Origin of the sequence: Variovorax ureilyticus, from assembly GCF_037889935.1 — a bacterium.
Taxonomy (GTDB): Bacteria; Pseudomonadota; Gammaproteobacteria; order Burkholderiales; family Burkholderiaceae_C; genus Variovorax; species Variovorax ureilyticus.
Genome location: NZ_JBBKZU010000004.1, coordinates 237,470 through 254,300, shown reverse-complemented (window position 1 = coordinate 254,300; position 16,831 = coordinate 237,470). Strand labels below are relative to the sequence as shown.

15 protein-coding genes are annotated in these 16,831 nt (G+C 67.1%); 5 read left to right on the top strand and 10 right to left on the bottom strand.

The window, feature by feature from the left end:
- Window positions 1-46: 46 nt before the first annotated feature.
- The 3 genes from WKW77_RS11420 to WKW77_RS11410 are packed head-to-tail and all read right to left on the bottom strand — an operon-like array spanning window position 47 to window position 4,031.
- Window positions 47-1,174: an adenylate/guanylate cyclase domain-containing protein gene (locus tag WKW77_RS11420; protein WP_340356951.1), complete on the bottom strand. Its 1,128-nt coding sequence runs from the start codon at window positions 1,172-1,174 to the stop codon at window positions 47-49.
- Window positions 1,171-1,548: a response regulator gene (locus tag WKW77_RS11415; protein WP_340356950.1), complete on the bottom strand. Its 378-nt coding sequence runs from the start codon at window positions 1,546-1,548 to the stop codon at window positions 1,171-1,173. Before WKW77_RS11415 ends, WKW77_RS11420 begins: the two co-directional genes overlap by 4 nt.
- On the bottom strand, window positions 1,545-4,031 hold the full coding sequence (locus WKW77_RS11410) for a sensor histidine kinase (RefSeq protein WP_340356949.1): 2,487 nt from the start codon (window positions 4,029-4,031) through the stop codon (window positions 1,545-1,547). Before WKW77_RS11410 ends, WKW77_RS11415 begins: the two co-directional genes overlap by 4 nt.
- A gap of 162 nt (window positions 4,032-4,193) precedes the next feature.
- Between WKW77_RS11410 and WKW77_RS11405 the strand changes: the two genes are divergently transcribed.
- The 3 genes from WKW77_RS11405 (at window position 4,194) to WKW77_RS11395 (ending at window position 6,825) form a co-directional block, all read left to right on the top strand.
- Window positions 4,194-5,180 carry an ABC transporter substrate-binding protein gene (locus tag WKW77_RS11405; RefSeq protein WP_340356948.1) on the top strand — a complete coding sequence of 329 codons (987 nt, stop codon included), beginning with the start codon at window positions 4,194-4,196 and terminating at the stop codon, window positions 5,178-5,180.
- Window positions 5,181-5,218: 38 nt separating this feature from the next.
- Complete coding sequence (locus WKW77_RS11400; RefSeq protein WP_340356947.1) at window positions 5,219-6,271, top strand: RNA methyltransferase; 1,053 nt, start codon at window positions 5,219-5,221, stop codon at window positions 6,269-6,271.
- Window positions 6,272-6,372: 101 nt separating this feature from the next.
- Window positions 6,373-6,825: a universal stress protein gene (locus tag WKW77_RS11395; RefSeq protein WP_340356946.1), complete on the top strand. Its 453-nt coding sequence runs from the start codon at window positions 6,373-6,375 to the stop codon at window positions 6,823-6,825.
- 13 nt (window positions 6,826-6,838) lie between these two features.
- Here the strand turns inward: WKW77_RS11395 and WKW77_RS11390 are convergent, their stop codons facing one another.
- Window positions 6,839-8,416 carry a phospholipase D family protein gene (locus tag WKW77_RS11390; RefSeq protein WP_340356945.1) on the bottom strand — a complete coding sequence of 526 codons (1,578 nt, stop codon included), beginning with the start codon at window positions 8,414-8,416 and terminating at the stop codon, window positions 6,839-6,841.
- Between the two features lie 7 nt (window positions 8,417-8,423).
- A complete protein-coding gene (locus tag WKW77_RS11385; protein WP_340356944.1) occupies window positions 8,424-8,873 on the bottom strand; it encodes a PaaI family thioesterase in 450 nt (149 codons plus the stop codon).
- 141 nt (window positions 8,874-9,014) lie between these two features.
- Between WKW77_RS11385 and WKW77_RS11380 the strand changes: the two genes are divergently transcribed.
- On the top strand, window positions 9,015-9,983 hold the full coding sequence (locus tag WKW77_RS11380) for an AraC family transcriptional regulator (RefSeq protein WP_340356943.1): 969 nt from the start codon (window positions 9,015-9,017) through the stop codon (window positions 9,981-9,983).
- 148 nt (window positions 9,984-10,131) lie between these two features.
- Entirely contained in the window at window positions 10,132-10,653 is a 522-nt protein-coding gene (locus WKW77_RS11375) for a cyclophilin-like fold protein (RefSeq protein WP_340356942.1), read from the top strand.
- Here the strand turns inward: WKW77_RS11375 and WKW77_RS11370 are convergent.
- The 5 genes from WKW77_RS11370 to WKW77_RS11350 form a co-directional block, all read right to left on the bottom strand.
- Window positions 10,559-11,734 carry an ABC transporter substrate-binding protein gene (locus WKW77_RS11370; RefSeq protein WP_340356941.1) on the bottom strand — a complete coding sequence of 392 codons (1,176 nt, stop codon included), beginning with the start codon at window positions 11,732-11,734 and terminating at the stop codon, window positions 10,559-10,561. The genes WKW77_RS11375 and WKW77_RS11370 overlap by 95 nt on opposite strands.
- A 30-nt stretch (window positions 11,735-11,764) precedes the next feature.
- A complete protein-coding gene (locus WKW77_RS11365) occupies window positions 11,765-13,642 on the bottom strand; it encodes an AMP-dependent synthetase/ligase (RefSeq protein ID WP_340356940.1) in 1,878 nt (625 codons plus the stop codon).
- 6 nt (window positions 13,643-13,648) lie between these two features.
- Complete coding sequence (locus WKW77_RS11360) at window positions 13,649-14,452, bottom strand: ABC transporter ATP-binding protein (RefSeq protein WP_340356939.1); 804 nt, start codon at window positions 14,450-14,452, stop codon at window positions 13,649-13,651.
- A gap of 490 nt (window positions 14,453-14,942) precedes the next feature.
- Window positions 14,943-15,758 carry an ABC transporter ATP-binding protein gene (locus WKW77_RS11355; RefSeq protein ID WP_340356938.1) on the bottom strand — a complete coding sequence of 272 codons (816 nt, stop codon included), beginning with the start codon at window positions 15,756-15,758 and terminating at the stop codon, window positions 14,943-14,945.
- Window positions 15,755-16,831, bottom strand: coding sequence for a branched-chain amino acid ABC transporter permease (locus WKW77_RS11350; RefSeq protein WP_340356937.1), 1,077 nt, complete (start codon window positions 16,829-16,831; stop codon window positions 15,755-15,757). The genes WKW77_RS11355 and WKW77_RS11350 overlap by 4 nt, the downstream gene beginning before the upstream one ends.

Below are 16,831 nucleotides of genomic sequence, written 5' to 3'. Positions count from 1 at the left end.
CCGTCCTGGCAGACCTTCGCGACCCCGGAAGTCGTGTGAACAGGCCCTAGGCCACGCCCGCCGGCACCACCCGCCACGCCGGCACCTTGCGCTGGAAGCCCTTGAGTTCCAGCTCGCCCGCCTCCCCGAAGCTCCATTCGCCGTTGGGGGAGAGATCCTGCAGCGCGCCGTGCACGCGCTGCGAGATCAGGATCTCGCCGCCGGCCGCTTCCCCGCACAGCCGCGCCGCGAGGTTGGTGACGGTGCCGATCGCGCCGTAGTCGATGCGCCCGTCGAAGCCGATGCCGCCGAGCGTCGCGAACCCCTGCGCGATGCCCACGCCCATGTGCAGGTCGTAGCCGCGGCGGCTCCACTGGTTGCACAGCGCGACCATCTCGCGCTGCATGCGCACCGCCATGCGCAGGGCGCGCGCGGGCGCGTCGGGCACCGGTTGCGGGTCGTTGAAGAAGATCATCATCCCGTCGCCCGAGAAGCGCTCCAGCGTGCCCTGGTGCTCGATCACGAGCCGGCCCATGGCCGCGTGGTACTGCGCGAGCACCGCCATCACTTCCTCCGGATCGGCGGTCTCGGTGAAGGCGGTGAAGCCGCGCAGGTCGAGGAACACCACGGTGATCTCGCGCCGATGGCTCTTGAGCGGATCGTCCGCGCCGCCCGCGAGGATCGCTTCCGCGAGCTGCGGCGAGAAGAAGCGCTTGAGCTGCCCCACCCGCTCGAGCTGCTGCACGCTCTCCGCGACGCGCTCTTCGAGCGTGTTGTTCCAGGCCTGCAGTTCGGCGCGCTGGCGCTGCACCTCGTCGTAGAGCGTCTTCACGCGCAGGAGCGATCGCACCCGCGCCATCAGTTCCGCCTGGTGGATCGGCTTGCTCAGGAAATCGTCGGCGCCCGCGTTCAGGCCGTTGACGCGCTCGCGCTCCGGGTCGAGCGCGGTGACCAGCACTACCGGCAGCACCGCGAAATGCGGATCGGCACGGATCGCGCGGCACACGTCGTAGCCGTTCATGCCCGGCATCATCACGTCGAGCAGCACGAGATCCGGCGGATCGGCCGCGATGCTCGCCATCGCCTGCTCGCCCGAGGTCGCGGTGCTCGTGCGATAGCCGCGCGCGGTGAGGATGTCGGTCAGCAGCTTGACGTTGCTGGGGACGTCGTCCACCACGAGGATGTGCGCGTTCATGTCTGTCGCCCTTCGTTGAGCAGTCGCTCCACCACCGCCAGGAACGGCTTGAGCGAGATCGGTTTGGCGAGATAGGCATCGAAGCCGGAACTGGCGATCACGCGCTGGTCGTCGGGCATCACCGACGCCGACACCGCGATGACGGGCACCGCATCGAGTGCCCGCTCCTGCCGCAGGCGCTGCAGCACAGCGATGCCGTCCATGCCGGCGAGCTGGATATCCATGAGGATGAGATCGGGCGGGCTTTCGATCGCCAGCCGCACGCCGTCCACGCCGTTGGTGGCTTCGCGTGTCTCGTGGCCCTGGTGCCGGAGGATGTCGCGCACCAGCTTCATGTTCTTCTCGTTGTCTTCGACGATGAGAATTCTGCTCATTGGGCAACCTCCTCGTCTTTCAGCGGCAGCACCAGCGTGAAGACGGCACCTTCGCCCAGCCGGCTGTCGACGGTGAGCGTGCCGCCGTGCAGCTGCGCGAACCGCCGCGCGAGCGACAGGCCGAGCCCGGTGCCCTCGGACTTGCGCAGGTAGTCGCCGCCGACCTGCTTGAACTCGTCGAAGATCAGCGCATGGTCCTTCGGTGCGATGCCCGGGCCGGTGTCCGCCACGCACACTTCGGCCGCGGGCTGGCCGCCGGAGTCGATGCGCCGCGCCGTCACGCGCACCTGCCCGCCCGACGGCGTGAACTTCACCGCGTTGGAGAGCAGGTTCACCATGATCTGCTTGACCTTGCGCGCATCGGCCACCCACGCCTGCAGCCCTTCGCCGACCTCCAGCGACAGCGCGATGCCGTTGCGCTGCGCGCGCTCGCGCACCAGGGTGAGCGCGTTTTCGAGCAGGAGGCCGAGGTCGAAGCTGCTCAGGTCGAGCTCCATGCGGCCGGCCTCGATCTTCGACAGGTCGAGCACGTCGTTGATGAGCGTCAGCAGGTGCTGGCCCGACGAGTGGATGTCGCGCAGGTATTCCATCTGCTTGTCGTTGACGTCGCCGAACATGCGCTCCACCAGCACTTCGGAGAAACCGATGATCGCGTTGAGCGGCGTGCGCAGTTCGTGCGACATGTTCGCAAGAAACTCCGACTTGTGCTGGTTCGCGACTTCGAGCTGGTGGCTCTTGTCTTCGATCTCCTGGAAGAGCCGCGCGTTCTGGATCGCGATCACCGCCTGGTCGGCGAAGGTCTCGACCAGGCGGATCTCCCCGGCGGAGAACGGCTGCACCTCCTTGCGGATGACCGCGAGGACGCCGAGCGATGCGCCCTCGCGGATCATCGGCACGCCCAGCACGGTGCGGAAGCCGTGGCGCGATTGCGGCTCGCGCGAGTCCGGATACTCGGTGTCGAGCAGGCTCACCACGTCCTCGGCGTGCACCGTGCGGTGGTCGAGGAAGGCACGGCCGACCACCGACCCGCGCGTGAGCGGCAGCACCTCGTCGCGCCCCGAAACCACGTCGCCGCTGGCCCCCAGATAGCCCGTCACCGATCGCAGATGGTCATCCTCGGGCAGCCAGATCCGGCATCCGTATGCCTTGCACAGCGTGGCCGCGCGTTCCGCCACGGCCAGGAGCACCGGCCGCAGATCGGTCGGCGAGCGGCTGATGACGCGCAGGATCTCGGCCGTCGCGGTCTGGTGCTCCAGCGCCGCGCTCAACTCGGCGGTGCGGCGCTCGACCTTGCGCTCCAGCCCGCCGTAGTACTCGCGCAGCTTGGCCGACATGCTGTTGAACTGTTCCGCCAGTCCTTCGAGTTCGTCGCCGGTGTTCACCACGATCTGCTGGTTGAGATCGCCCTGCCCGATGTGCCGCGCACCGCGCGCGAGCGTGCGGATCGGCCGGACCATGCTGCGCGCGAGCACCGACGCCGCCACCGCCGAGATCAGGAGGCCCGCGAGTAGCAGCACCGCGGCGCGCAGGAACGAGGCGTTGAGCTTGGCGTACACCTCGCCGATCGGCTGCTCGACGAACACCTTCCAGCCCAGCGGCTTGATGGGTGCCATCGAGGTCAGCACCGCCCTGCCCTGCAGGTCGCGCGACACCATCGCGTCGTCTTCCAGCGCGCCGGCGTCGGCCTCCGCCGCCTGAACGTGCGGCAGCCCCGCGAAACTGGTCTTGCGCAGCACGAGGCCGATGTCGGGGTCGGCGATGAGCAGACCGTTGCTGTCGACCACGTAGGCCTTGCCCTTCTCCCCGATCTGGATGCGCGAGACCACGTCCCAGATGAACTTGAGGTTGAGTTCGGCCACCGTCACCGGTCCCTTCTCGCCGCCGGCGCGGATCGCGACCGTCATGTAGGGCTCGGTGTCGCGGTTGAAGTACACCGGGCCGAACCACGCCGCGTCCGGGACCGCGCCGAGGAAGGCAGCGTCGCGCGAGCGATTCCGGCCCGACCCCATCACGTCCATGCCGAGCCGCGACACCGCGATCTGCTCGCGGCCGTCGCGGCCGATCTGCGCGATGTCGGTCACCTCCGGCGACTGGCGCAGCAGCCGCCAGAACTCGGTGCGGCGCGATTCCAGGTCCGACGCATCGAGTTGCGCGAGCGACGCATACGCGAGCTGCTCGGTCATGTGCTGCACGTACTGCTCGATCCGCGATGCGGCGCCGAGCGCCTTCTCGTGCTGCAGGCTGGCGAGCGCGGCCTTGTTCTCCTGGTAGGAAAAATAGAGGCTGATCGCGCTCGATGCGAGCAGCACCATGGTGACCAGCGAAAGGATCAGCAGGAAGTACTTGCGGAACAGCCGCCCGCGATGCACCTCCCGCGTAGCCTGCGAGAAGACCGTGAAGCGACGGCCGTTGCCGCCGGCCGTCGGCGCAAGCTCGCCCGAATCGCCCGAAAGCGAGGAGGGAGACGAATCCGGGGGCGTCATGGCCCTGCCATTGGACATCGGCGTCCGCGCCCTGGGAAGACCGCGCCGCTACACCGATTGGCCGAGGCAAGGCCATCCGGGCAGCACGGAAGTGGCACAGGCAAAGCGGCCGAAGCGGCGCAAAATCCAACTCCGAAGCACGCTGGCAACCAGGAGACGCCGATGCGCAGCAAGTTCCTGCGGTTCCTTTTCTGCGCCGCGCTGCTGGCGGGTGCGTCTCCGGCGCCGGCGCAGCAGCCGGCCAAGAGGGCGGTGCACATCGGCTACCTCGCAGCCGTCTCGGCCGCCGCGGACGCACCGCGGCTGGAGGCCTTCCGGCAGGGCATGCGCGACCTCGGCTACGTCGAAGGCCAGAACCTCCGGATCGACTACCGCCACGAAAGCGAGGATCTCGGGCGGCTCCCAAGGCACGCCGCCGATCTGGTGGCGATGAACATCGACGTGCTGGTGGCCGTGACCACCAACGCGGCGCAGGCGGCGAAGAAGGCGACCAGCACCGTGCCGATCGTCTTCATGGGCGTGACCGACCCCATCACCACCGGCCTCGCCGAAAGCCTCGCGCGGCCCGGCGGCAACGCGACCGGCGTGACCAACGTGGCCGCGATCCTCACCGGCAAGCGGCTGGAGATCCTGAAGGAGACCAACCCGAAGATGGTCCGCGTCGCCGTGCTGTGGGACCCGAAGGCGCCCGGCTCCATTCCGCAATGGGAAGCCAGCCGGCAGCCCGCGCAGCAACTCGGGCTGGAGCTCTATTCGATGGAAGCGAGCAGCGCGGAGAGCTATGCCGCCGCCTTCAAGGAGGCGGTCAAGGCGCGCAGCCATGCGGTGTGGGTCACCCTGAACCCGGTCGCCAATTCCAACCAGAAGCTGATCGCGGAACTGGCGATCGAGAACAAGCTGCCCTCCATCTGCGCGCGCGGCGACTATGCCGAGAACGGCTGCCTGATGGCCTACGGCCCCGGCTATGGCAACGAGGGCAAGGACGGCGCGCGCTATGTGGTGCGTATCCTGAAAGGCGCCAAGCCGGCCGACCTGCCGATCGAGCAGCCGACGAAGTTCGAGCTGCTGATCAACCTGAAGACTGCCAAGCGGCTGGGCTACGCAATTCCGCGCTCGGTCCTGGCGCGGGCGGACAAGGTGATCCAGTGAGGGCCCCCAGGACGGCCATAGGCACAATATCGGCCCCCATGCGAATCCAAGAATTGAAGCGCCGGCTGCAGGAAGCCGGCGCAGGCCCGCTCCACGAGCACCGGGTGCTGCGGCTGTGGTCCCACGCGCTGCCGCGCAACAGCGGCAGGCGTCTGCCGGAGAGCTTCTTTCCCGCATCGCTGCTCGCGGCTCTGCCGTCCATCGAAGCCGATCTGGCGGCGCTGGCGCGCATCCATTCGGTGCACCCTGGCGCCGACGGCTCCGAGCGCCTGCTCGTCGCGCTCGCCGACGGCCAGACCGTGGAAAGCGTGCTGCTGCCGCGCGATGGCCTGTGCGTGTCGTCGCAGGTCGGCTGCGCGGTCGGCTGCCAGTTCTGCATGACCGGTCGCGAGGGGCTGCTGCGCCAGCTCGGCAGTGCGGAGATCGTGGCGCAGGTCGCCCTCGCGCGCCAGCGCCGGCCGGTGCGCAAGGTGGTCTTCATGGGCATGGGCGAGCCGGCGCACAACCTCGACAACGTGATCGAGGCGATCGACCTGCTGGGCACCGCGGGCGACATCGGGCACAAGAACCTGGTGTTCTCCACGGTCGGTGATCCGCGTGCGTTCGAGCGGCTGAAGCAGGGCCGCGTGAAACCGGCGCTCGCGCTGTCGCTGCACACGACCCGTGCCGACCTGCGCCGCAAGCTCCTGCCGCGCGCGCCCGACCTGACGCCCGAGGAACTGGTCGACGAAGCCGAACGCTATGCGCGCGCCACCGGCTACCCCATCCAGTACCAGTGGACGCTGCTCGAAGGCATCAACGACGGCGAGGACGAGATCGAAGGCATCGTGCGCCTGCTGTCCGGCAAGTACTGCGTGCTGAACATGATCCCCTTCAACTCGGTCGACGGCACGGACTTCACCCGCCCGTCGTTCGAGCGCTGCAAGCAGATCGCCCGCACGCTGCTCGACAGGCGCATCCTGACGAAGCTGCGCTACTCCGCGGGGCAGGACGTGGATGGCGGCTGCGGGCAGTTGCGGGCGCGGGCGACACGAACGCCACAAACGCATGACGCGCGCGTGCCGATCCGGCTGGCGGAAGAACGGGGCTAGCGCGCTATTCGTGCTCTCCGTTCATGCGCCTTGCCCGCCGCTCGCCGGTGCGCTAGGCTGGGTTCCGCGGCTGCCTTTTCCAGCCTATGGAGCAACACATCATGGCGATGTACAAACGCATCCTCGTTGCCACCGACGCCTCCGAGCTCGCGGAGCGGGCGGTTCAGGCCGCGATCGACCTGGCCCTCTCCATGCAGGCGGAGCTGGTCGCCGTCAGGGTCGTGCGCCGCGATCCCAACAGCTACTTCGAAGGCTCGGTCGTGCTCCCGCAAGTGGACGTCGCCCGGCTCGTCGAGCAGATCAACGCCGAGGCGCAGAGCACACTCGACAAGGTCAAGGCCGAGGCCGACGCCAAGGGCGTCAAGAAGACGCAAGCCATCGTCGTGCAGTCGGAGACCGTCTCCGACGCCATCATCGAGACCGCGCGCGACCAGCAGTGCGACCTGATCGTCATGGCCTCACACGGCCGCAAGGGCATCAAGCGGATGCTGATGGGCAGTGAGACGCTGCAGGTGCTCACCCACTCGCACACGCCGGTGCTGGTCCTGCGCTGACGGGGCTGGCGCCTCAGAGCAGCCAGTCGATCGGCAAAGGCTCGAGCAGCCGCACCGCGGCGCGCTCCCACCATGTGGTGCCGGGCTCGACCGACAAGGTCTGCGGCGGCGTGCTTGCGGCGTCGAACCACTGCAGCGCGCCGTTGCGGGGATCGAGCTGCACCTCCCAACTGCTGAGAGGCACGCGCTTCTCGAAGATCTCCGCCATGCTCGCGGCGAGTTCGGGGCTGTCGATGATGATCCCCAGCTCGGTATTCAGGCGGGCCGAGCGCGGATCGAAGTTGAAGGAGCCGACGAAGATTCGCTCCTCGTCCACGCCGAAGGTCTTGGCATGCAGGCTGGAGCCCGAACTGCCGCTGCCGCCCGAACCGCCGGGCATCCAGGAACCGTCATCCCTTCGCACGGGCTTCGTGACCGGCTCGCCCGGCTCGGGTTTGAGCTCGTACAGCACCACGCCCGCGGCCAGCAGCCGCTGCCGATGGCGCGCGTAGCCCGAATGCACCGGCAGCACGTCGGTCGCGGCCAGCGAGTTGGTGAGGATGCGCACGCGCACGCCCTGGCGGGCCAGGTCCACGAAATAGTCGGTTCCGGAATCGGTCGGCACGAAGTACGGCGACACCAGATCCAGCGCGCGGACCGGGGTCCCGACGGCCTCGTTCATGTGATGCAGCAGCAGTTGCTCGGGCTCGGCCAGCGCCAGTCCCTTGGCCGGGGGATCCACCAGCAGATGCGCAGGGGCCCAGATCAGCAGCAGGTCCCCGCGAATCAACGCGCCATAGGAAGGCAGCTCGCGCACCGCCTTCTTGTAGATCGCAGCGGGTTCCGAGCGATCGATCAGGGCTTCGCGCGCCGCGATCGCGGCGACGGTCTCTGCGGCAGGCGCCTTCACCAGCGACGCAATCGGATAGGCCGATGCACTCGCCCAGTACGCATCGAACGAATTCGAGATCTCTTCGACCACCGGCCCGGTCGCCAGCACGTCGAGGTCGGCGAAGAGCACGCCGTCGGTCGCGCCGAAGTACTCGTCGCCCACGTTACGGCCCCCGAGGATCGTGATCGCGTTGTCGGCGGTGAAACTCTTGTTGTGCATCCGCCGGTTGGCGCGGGAGAAGTCGGTCACGAAGCCCAATGGCTTGAAGGCCCGGAACACGAACGGGTTGAACAGCCGGACCTCGATATTGGGATGGGCATCGAGCGCGGCCAGCTCTTCGTCCAGACCGCCAACACCGTGGTCGTCCAGCAGCAGGCGCACGCGCACGCCGCGGTCGGCTGCCGCGCGCAGCGCCTCCAGCAGCAAGTGGCCGGTGATGTCGTTGCGCCAGATGTAGTACTGCACATCCAGCGTGCGCTCGGCGTGCTGCGCCAGTTGCACGCGGGCGGCGAACGCCTCGTGCGCGTCGGTCAGCGGATGAACCCCGGTCAGTCCCGCATGCAGCTTCACGGCCGCATCGACCGACTGGCCCAGGCTCGTGTTGCGGGCTTCGGCCGCCGGCAAGGCCTGCGACTGGCTGCGTCCTTCGAGCGGCGGCAGCGAGCAACCTGTGATCAGGAGGGCCAGCGCAAGAGTCGTGAGACTGCCGAAGCGACGCATGGGATTTCTAGGCCGGCTTTTGCCTCGAACCCGCCTCGGCGTTCACGCTGGCGATCGTCGCCTGCATCAGCGCGACGACCTTGAATGCCTCACCGGCGTCGGGAAAGGCCCTCACTTCGCCCGTGCAGACGGTGAGGAACCTGCCCGCGCTGACCACGCGCCCGATCGCCAGAAAGCGTTGGCCCACGGCGGGCCGCATGAGATTGAGCTTGAACTCCGCCGTGACGACATCGAATCCCGGCGGGGCCTTGGTCAAGGCCGCGTAGCCACACGCACTGTCGACGATGCTCGTGGTCGCACCGGCATGCAGGAATCCGTTTTGTTGAGACAGGGTGCTCGAGAACGGCAGTTCGATATGAACTTCGCCATCGCTGACCAGCGCGAGGCGCGCACCCATGGTGGTCATCATCCCTTGAGCGGAAAAGCTGCCCGCGATGCGCTGATGAAGGTCGCCCATGGAAGTTTCGAGGAGTGGAGACGAGCATCCATCCTGCCACGGCCCGTGCCGCTTGCAGAATCGTTGAAGATATTTGCACGATCGTCCGGCCATCGCGCGCAGCCGCAGACAAGCGGCGGCCGGACGCCTAAGCTTCCACCCATGCTCACTTCCACCCCCCACGCACTGCGCAGCGATCGCCCCTCCGGCCCCTTGCAGGCCACGGTGATGCGGGCCGAGCTCGCCGCGATGATCGACCGCGCAACCGCCACCGACGGCGCGCACGAGACGGTGATCCCGCGTCTCGCGCTCGCCCGCGCCTCGCAGATGCAGAAGCCGGTTCGCGCGATGCACGAGCCGGCCTTCTGCGTGCTGGCGCAAGGCAGCAAGCGCGTGCTGCTGGGCGACGAGGTCTATGTCTACGACAGCAGCCAGTACCTGGTGGTGTCGCAGAACCTGCCGGTGTCGGGCCAGGTGATCGACGCCTCGCCCGAGGCCCCCTATCTCGGCCTGCGCCTGAACTTCGATCCGAAGGACATCGCGGCGCTGGGGCTGGAGCTCAAGCTCGGCGAACAGGTGCAGCGGCGCGCATCGGAGCGCGGCATCTTCACCGGCGAGTTGTCGGCGACATTGCTCGATCCGCTGCTGCGGCTGGTCAAGCTGCTGGACACGCCCGAGGACGTGCCGGCGCTCGCACCGCTGATCACGCGCGAGATCCTCTACCGCCTGCTGAAGTCGCCCGACGGCTGGCGGCTGGCGCAGATGGCGCTGGTGGACAGCCATTCGCAGCGCATCGCGCAGGCGATCAGCCTGCTGTCGCAGCGCTACCAGGAGCCGCTGCGGGTCGAGGACATCGCCGATGCGGTGCACATGAGCGTCTCGTCGCTGCACCTGCACTTCAAGGCGGTGACCGCGATGAGCCCGCTGCAGTTCCAGAAGCAGCTTCGGCTGCAGGAGTCGCGGCGGATCATGATGAGCGAGCATGTCGATGCCGCGACCGCGGGCCACCGGGTGGGCTACGAGAGCCAATCCCAGTTCAACCGCGAGTACAGCCGCTTCTTCGGCATGCCGCCGGCGCGCGACGTGAAGCGCCTGCGCGAGCTTCAGCTCGGCGCCCGCACCAACAACTGAGACAACGCGCAAGCCGGCCGTTGCCAGGGCGCAGGCGACGGCCGGCTGCGCATTTCCGATCCCTGAATCCAGCGGCGCCGCGAGGCGTCCGCCGCGAGAGGCCGTCGCCCCTCGCGCGCGCTCCAACCGATTGACAGACGAGGTTCACATGAAGATTCATCTGGTTTTGAATGACAAGGTGATCGAGGCCACGCTGGCCGACAACGACACGGCACGCGAGTTCGCACTGATGCTGCCGATGACGATCACGATGCACGACATGTTCCGGCGCGAGAAATTCGGACCGCTGCCGCGGGCGATCTCGGGCCGGGGAACAAGCACGCAACACTACGAGGTGGGCGACATGGTCTGCTGGTCGCCCGGGCCCGATCTCACGATCTTCCACGGGCACGACGGGCAGACGATCAGCGGCGCGATCCAGGTGCTGGGCCGGATCGACGCGGGCATCGAGGCGTTTCGCGCGCCCGGCCCGATCGAGGTGCGGATCGAGATGGCCGACAAGAAGCCGCGCGACGACCGCAGTCCGCCGCGCGCGATTCAGGCGTGCGGCCGCGACGTCCGCGCGCCGGGGCGCATCACGGCGCCACGTAGTCCGACACCACCTTCCACTTGCCGTCCACGATCTGCGACAGGCGCGACTGGTCATTGCCCAGTCGCTTGGTCGCACTGAACGTCATCTTCGGACTGCCGAACATGTCGGGCTCGAAGGTGATGCCGTCCATCGCCTTGACGAAGCTGTCGGTGGTCAGGTTCGGGCCGGCCTTGTTCGCGGCCTGGATGAAGTCCTGGATGATCGAGTAGCCGTACACCGAGAACACCGTCGGGTCCTCGTTGAACTTGGTCTTGTACTTGTTGGCCCAGAAGCGGATGTTCTGCGCCTGCTCGTCGGTGTAGGGGTTCTGCACGGTCATGGTGGCATAGATGCCGTCCATGGGCTTGCCGCCGAGCTTGTGGATGAGGTCGGTGTAGGCCGCGCTCGATCCGAGGAAGGTCGGGTTGAAGCCGGTCTTGCGCGCCTCGCCCACGGTGCCGATGGTCTCGCGGATGATGGTGCCGAGCACGACGAGATCACAGCCCGCGGCCTTCATCTTCGCGACCTGCGAGGAGAAGTCGGTCGCGCCGCGCTTGTATGAAGTCTTCTCGGTCAGCTCCATGCCGGCGGCCTTGAGACCGGCTTCGGCGCCGCGCTGCACCTCGAGCCCGAACTCGTCGTCCTGGTAGATGGTGCAGACCTTCTTGGCGCCCTTGTCCTTGATCATCTTGGGCAGGGCGAGGCGGATCTGGTCGTAGTAGGTCGCCGCGAAGGAGTACTTCAGCTTGTGGAAGGGGTCGTACATCTCGCGCGCGGCGGTGATCGGGAAGAAGTTGATCACGTTCTTCTCGAACTGCACCGGCATGGCCGCCATGTTCTGGGCGGTTCCGATGTGGCCGGCCATGATGAAGATCTTGTCCTGGTTGACCAGCTTCTGCGCGGCGAGCACCGCCTTCTTGGGGTCGTAGCCCGAGTCCTCGACGTAGAGCTTGAGCTTGCGGCCCTGCACGCTGCCCTGCTCGTTGAGTTCGTCCACGGCAAGCTGCATGCCGTTGCGCGCCTGCTTGCCGAAGCCCGCGAGCGGACCGGAGAGGTCCTGGATCGTGCCGATCCGGATCTCGTCCTTGCTCACGCCCTGCTGCTGCGCGAAGGCTGCGCCGGAAGCCATCGCGAGGCCGGTGGCCGCGGCAATGGGGAAGAGAGTCTTCTTGATCTTCATACCGCTGTCTCCTGGTTGGCTGAAAAGGGGCTACGCGTACATCGCCTCGATGCGATCGGCGTACTTGGTCTGCACCAGCTTGCGCTTGAGCTTCATCGTGGGCGTGAGCTCTTCGTCTTCGGCGCTGAGCTGGGTTTCGAGGAGGAAGAACTTCTTGATCTGCTCGACCCGCGCGAACTTGGCGTTGACGCGGTCGATCTCGGACTGGATCAGGTCCTGCACTTCGCGCGAGCGCGTGAGGCTTTGGTAGTTGCTGAACGGCACGTCATGGTCCTGCGCGAATTTCTCGACGTTCTCCTGGTCGATCATGATGATCACCGTCAGGTAGGGCTTGGCATCGCCGATCACGACCGCATCGGTGATGTAGGGGCTGAACTTGAGTTCGTTCTCCAATTCGCTGGGTGTGACGTTCTTGCCGCCTGCCGTGATGATGATGTCCTTCATCCGGTCGGTAATGCGGAAATACCCGTCCTGGTCCACGGTGCCGACGTCACCGGTGTGCAGCCAGCCGTGCGCGTCGATGGTCTCCGCCGTTTTCTCTGGCAGGTTGAGGTAGCCCATGAAGACGTTCGGGCCGCGCACGAGGATCTCGCCGGTGGCCTCGTCGATGCGGACTTCGTTGTATTCGGCGGCCGGGCCGATCGCGCCGGGCTTGATGCGCGTCGCGGGCACGCCGGTGGCGGCGCCGCAGGATTCGGTCATGCCCCACACCTCCAGCATGGGCACCCCGAGCGCGAGATACCAGCGCACGAGGTCCGGCGAGATCGGCGCCGCGCCGGTGACGAGAAAGCGCGAGCGGTGGATGCCGATCATCTTGCGCACGTTGTCGAGCGCCAGCCAGCGCGCGATGCGGAACTTGAAGCGCAGCAGGCCGCCCACCGGCTGGCCCGCGAGCACGCGGTCGGCGATCGTGGTGCCGACGCCGATGCTCCATCGATAGGCCGCCTGCTGCAGCGGGCTGGCTTCCTTGAGGGCGATCATCACGCCGGAATAGAACTTCTCCCACACGCGCGGCACCGCGGTGAAGACGGTGGGCGCGATCTCTCGCACGTTCTCGGGCACGGTCTCGGGGTTCTCGACGAAGTTGAGGACCGATCCCGCGTAGAGCGCGAAGTACTCGCCGCCCATGCGTTCGGCGATGTGGCACAGCGGCAGGAAGCACATGCGCTCGTCGCGCTCGTCCTGCGCGACGAGGGTGTTGTAGCCGCGCGCGGTGTAGACGAGGCCGTGGTGGCTGTGCATCGCGCCCTTGGGCCTGCCGGTGGTGCCGGAGGTGTAGACCAGGATCGCGAGGTCGTCGGGCCGGCAGGCGGCGACGCGCTGCTCCAGCGCGTCGGGATGGGCCTTGTTGTAGTCGCGGCCGAGGGCGCGCAGGTCATCGAGGCTCATCACATCCGGGTCGTCGAGTTCCCGCAGGCCCTCCATGTCGAAGACGACGATCCTTCGCAGCAGCGGGAGGTCGGCGCGGACTTCGAGGGCCTTGTCGAGCTGCTCGTCGTCCTCGACAAAGAGGACGGTGGTGCGCGAGTCTTCGCAGAGGTAGTGCACCTGCGATGGCGCGTCGGTCGGGTAGATGCCGTTGGCGACCCCGCCGCAGCTGAGGACCGCGAGGTCGGCGAGGACCCATTCGATGACGGTGTTGGAGAGGATGGACGCGCATTCGCCGGCCGCGAAGCCGATGGCCATGAGGCCGCCGGCCACTTCGGCGACGGCACCGGCGGTCTGGCGCCAGGTCCAGCTCTTCCAGATGCCGAGCTCCTTCTGGCGCATCCACACCTTGTCGGCGCGCATGCGAGCCGCGTTCCAGAACATGGCGGGGATGGTTTCGCCCGGCACGACGATGTCCCTGCGCGGCTGGATGTGGCTCATGTCCCAGAGCCCGGGGGATGTGGCCGCCTTCGTGTTCATCGCTCGCTACCTCCAGGTCTTCTTTTTCTTCCACCGGCGTTCGCCGCGCACGCCGTCGTCCTTGAGGCCGAGGTAGAACTCCTTGATGTCTTCCTTCTCGCGCAGGCGCTCGCAGGTGTCTTCCATGACGATGCGGCCGTTTTCGAGCACATAGCCGTAGTCGGAGGCGTTGAGCGCCATGTTGGCGTTCTGTTCGACCAGCAGGATGGTGGTGCCGCGCTCGCGGTTGATGCGCACGACGATCTCGAAGATTTCCTTGGTGAGCTTGGGCGACAGGCCGAGGCTGGGTTCGTCGAGCAGGATGAGCTGCGGCGCCGCCATGATGGCGCGCGAGATGGCGAGCATCTGCTGCTGGCCGCCGGAAAGCAGCCCCGCATCCTGCGTCGCGCGTTCCTTGAGGATGGGGAAGTAGCCGAAGACGGTTTCGATGTCGCGCGCCACGCCGTCGCGATCCTTGCGGGTGTAGGCGCCCATCAGCAGGTTGTCGCGCACCGACAGCAGCGGGAACACTTCGCGGCCCTCGGGGACGTGGCTCAGACCCTGTTGGACGATGTACGCCGGGTCCTTGGCCGTGATGTTCTGGCCGCGGAACTCGATGCTGCCTTTTCGGGGGTCGATGATTCCGGAGATGGTCTTGAGGATCGTCGTCTTGCCTGCGCCGTTCGATCCCAGGACCGTCGCAATTTCTCCCTGGCGGACTTTCAGGCTGACGCCGCGGATGGCCTTGATGGGGCCGTAGGCGCTTTCCACGTTGAGGAGTTGGAGGACGGTGTCCGTCACCTTGTGGTCCTCCCTTGTTCGGGGTGGCATTGGCGGGGGGTGTGCCTTGGGCCGGCCGACGTCACCGGCCGCTTCGCGGCTGCCCTGCGCTGCTCACGGTACGCGGGGTCCGCGCGAAACTCGCTTCGCTCGAACACGCGCGGCCCTTTTTCCGCGTACCGCTGCGCTGCTCGGCGGTGCCTCAACGACCGGCCCAAGGCACACCCCCCGCCAATGCAGATGCGTTGGGGATGAACTGTTCGCCCCCATGCCTGCGCGGAGCACACGGGCTGCGAACGTTGGAGGCGCGCAAATCCGTCGCGCTTCGACCATGCCCGGCATGCGGAGCCCTGCGGGCGATCCCCTCTGCGCCGCCGGGCAGCGCAGCCTTTCGCGGACAAGGGCGCGCGCTTGTCCGAGCGAAGCGAGTTTGCGCGTGACCCCGCGAAAGGCGAGCGGCGCAGGGCAGCCCGAAGGGCCGGCGCAGTGGGGTCGCTCGCAGGGCTCCGCATGCCGGGCACGCTTCCAGGAGGTGCAGGCATCAAGCGGCCCTCCGCAAACTGCTCACGTCATCGACAGTCCCGAGGTACGCCTCGACAACCCGAGGATCCGACTGGACCTCACGCGGCGTCCCGGTAGACAAGGCCTCCCCCATGTTCATCGCCAGCACCCGGTCCGACACCTTGGACACCAGCGACATGTCGTGCTCCACCATCAGCACCGAGATGCCGAGTTCATGCTGGATGTCCTGGATCCAGAACGCCATGTCCGCCGTCTCTTCGACGTTGAGGCCCGACGAAGGCTCGTCGAGCAAGAGAAGCTTCGGCTCGGTGCACAGCGCCCGTGCGAGTTCGACCACCTTGCGCACGCCGTAGGGCAAGCCCGCCACCATCGAGTCGCGATGGTGCTGCAGGTCCAGGAGATCGATGACCCGCTCCGCCACCTCGCGCGCCTCGATTTCGGCACGTCGCGTGGCCTGGGTGAAGAACACCTCGCTCCAGAAGCCTGTCTTGCGATGCGTATGCCGCCCGATCAGCAGGTTGTGCAGCACCGTCGCATGCTCGAACAGCTCGATGTTCTGGAAGGTGCGCGCGATGCCCAGCGCCGCGATCTCGTGCGGTGCGCGCTGCGTGAGCGGCAACGGCGATCCCTCGCCATGCCACACGATCTCCCCCGTGGTCGGCGTGTAGATGCGACTGATGAGGTTGAACACGGTCGTCTTGCCCGCGCCGTTGGGCCCGATCAGCGTGAACACCTCGCCGCGCCGCACGTCGAAGCTGACCTTGTTGACCGCGAGCACGCCGCCGAAGCGCACGCTCAGGTCCTTCGCCGACAGAAGAATGTCCGACTCGCTCATCTCAGGCGATCCGATTTGGTGAAGGACTTCTGCCGCTTGAACAGGCCCCGGCGATAGAACGGGAAGAGCTGCAGCCAGGTGCGGATCTTCAGCCAGCGCCCATACAGCCCCAGCGGTTCGAACAGCACGAAGGCAATCAGCACGAGGCCATAGACCAGCCCCTGCAGCCCCGGCGCCTGACCGATCACCGGCGGCAGCCAGTCCTTGCCCAGCGCGATCAACTGCGGCATCGCGATCAGGAAGATCGCGCCGAGGAACGCGCCGTGCACCGAACCGAGCCCGCCGATCACCACCAGCAGCAGCAGATCGATGGATTGCAGGATGTTGAACTGGTCCGGCGAAATGAAGCTCAGCTTGTGCGCGTACAGCGCACCGCCCAGGCCCGCCAGCGCCGCCGAAATCGCGAAGGACAGCGTCTTGTAGCGCGCCAGGTGGATGCCCATGCTCTGCGCCGAGATCTCCGAATCGCGGATCGCCACGAAGGCGCGCCCGGTCGGCGAACGCAGCAGGTTGAGGATCGCGAGCGTGCACAGCACGGCGACGATCAGGCATACGAGGTAGAAGTTCTCGCTCGATCCCAACTCGGTGCCGAACAAGGTCGGCGACTTCACGTGCAGCCCCGAATTGCCGCCGGTGACCGATTCCCACCGCGCGAACACCTCTTCCACGATGAAGCCGAAGGCCAGCGTCGCAATGCCGAGGTAGATACCCTTCACCCGCAGTGCCGGCAGACCGACCACCACGCCCACCGCGGCCGACAGTGCGGCCGCCGCGACCAGCGCGAGCGGGAACGGCATGCCCATGTTCGCCAGCACCGCCTGCGTGTAGGCGCCCGTCCCCAGGAAGGCCGCATGGCCGATCGAGAACTGCCCCGTGAAGCCCGCAAGCAGCATCAGCCCCAGCCCGACGATGCCGTAGATCAGCACGAAGGTCAGCTGCGCGAGCCAGTATTCGGGCAGCACCCATGGTGCGGCGATCAGCGCCACGCCGAGGAGGCTGTACCAGAACACATGCCCGCCGTGCTTGGCGAGGCTGATGTCCTGCGCGTAGCTGGTCTTGAAGATGAAGCGCAT

What these genes read in the sequence shown, in the direction of transcription:
- WKW77_RS11360 (WP_340356939.1), bottom strand. Translation starts at nt 14,452, where the DNA reads ATGCCACCCCGAACAAGGGAGGACCACAAGGTGACGGACACCGTCCTC.
- WKW77_RS11350 (WP_340356937.1), bottom strand. Translation starts at nt 16,831, where the DNA reads ATGCGCTTCATCTTCAAGACCAGCTACGCGCAGGACATCAGCCTCGCC.
- WKW77_RS11400 (WP_340356947.1), top strand. Translation starts at nt 5,219, where the DNA reads ATGCGAATCCAAGAATTGAAGCGCCGGCTGCAGGAAGCCGGCGCAGGC.
- WKW77_RS11420 (WP_340356951.1), bottom strand. Translation starts at nt 1,174, where the DNA reads ATGAACGCGCACATCCTCGTGGTGGACGACGTCCCCAGCAACGTCAAG.
- WKW77_RS11370 (WP_340356941.1), bottom strand. Translation starts at nt 11,734, where the DNA reads ATGAAGATCAAGAAGACTCTCTTCCCCATTGCCGCGGCCACCGGCCTC.
- WKW77_RS11410 (WP_340356949.1), bottom strand. Translation starts at nt 4,031, where the DNA reads ATGACGCCCCCGGATTCGTCTCCCTCCTCGCTTTCGGGCGATTCGGGC.
- WKW77_RS11415 (WP_340356950.1), bottom strand. Translation starts at nt 1,548, where the DNA reads ATGAGCAGAATTCTCATCGTCGAAGACAACGAGAAGAACATGAAGCTG.
- WKW77_RS11385 (WP_340356944.1), bottom strand. Translation starts at nt 8,873, where the DNA reads ATGGGCGACCTTCATCAGCGCATCGCGGGCAGCTTTTCCGCTCAAGGG.
- WKW77_RS11375 (WP_340356942.1), top strand. Translation starts at nt 10,132, where the DNA reads ATGAAGATTCATCTGGTTTTGAATGACAAGGTGATCGAGGCCACGCTG.
- WKW77_RS11355 (WP_340356938.1), bottom strand. Translation starts at nt 15,758, where the DNA reads ATGAGCGAGTCGGACATTCTTCTGTCGGCGAAGGACCTGAGCGTGCGC.
- WKW77_RS11390 (WP_340356945.1), bottom strand. Translation starts at nt 8,416, where the DNA reads ATGCGTCGCTTCGGCAGTCTCACGACTCTTGCGCTGGCCCTCCTGATC.
- WKW77_RS11380 (WP_340356943.1), top strand. Translation starts at nt 9,015, where the DNA reads ATGCTCACTTCCACCCCCCACGCACTGCGCAGCGATCGCCCCTCCGGC.
- WKW77_RS11365 (WP_340356940.1), bottom strand. Translation starts at nt 13,642, where the DNA reads ATGAACACGAAGGCGGCCACATCCCCCGGGCTCTGGGACATGAGCCAC.
- WKW77_RS11405 (WP_340356948.1), top strand. Translation starts at nt 4,194, where the DNA reads ATGCGCAGCAAGTTCCTGCGGTTCCTTTTCTGCGCCGCGCTGCTGGCG.
- WKW77_RS11395 (WP_340356946.1), top strand. Translation starts at nt 6,373, where the DNA reads ATGGCGATGTACAAACGCATCCTCGTTGCCACCGACGCCTCCGAGCTC.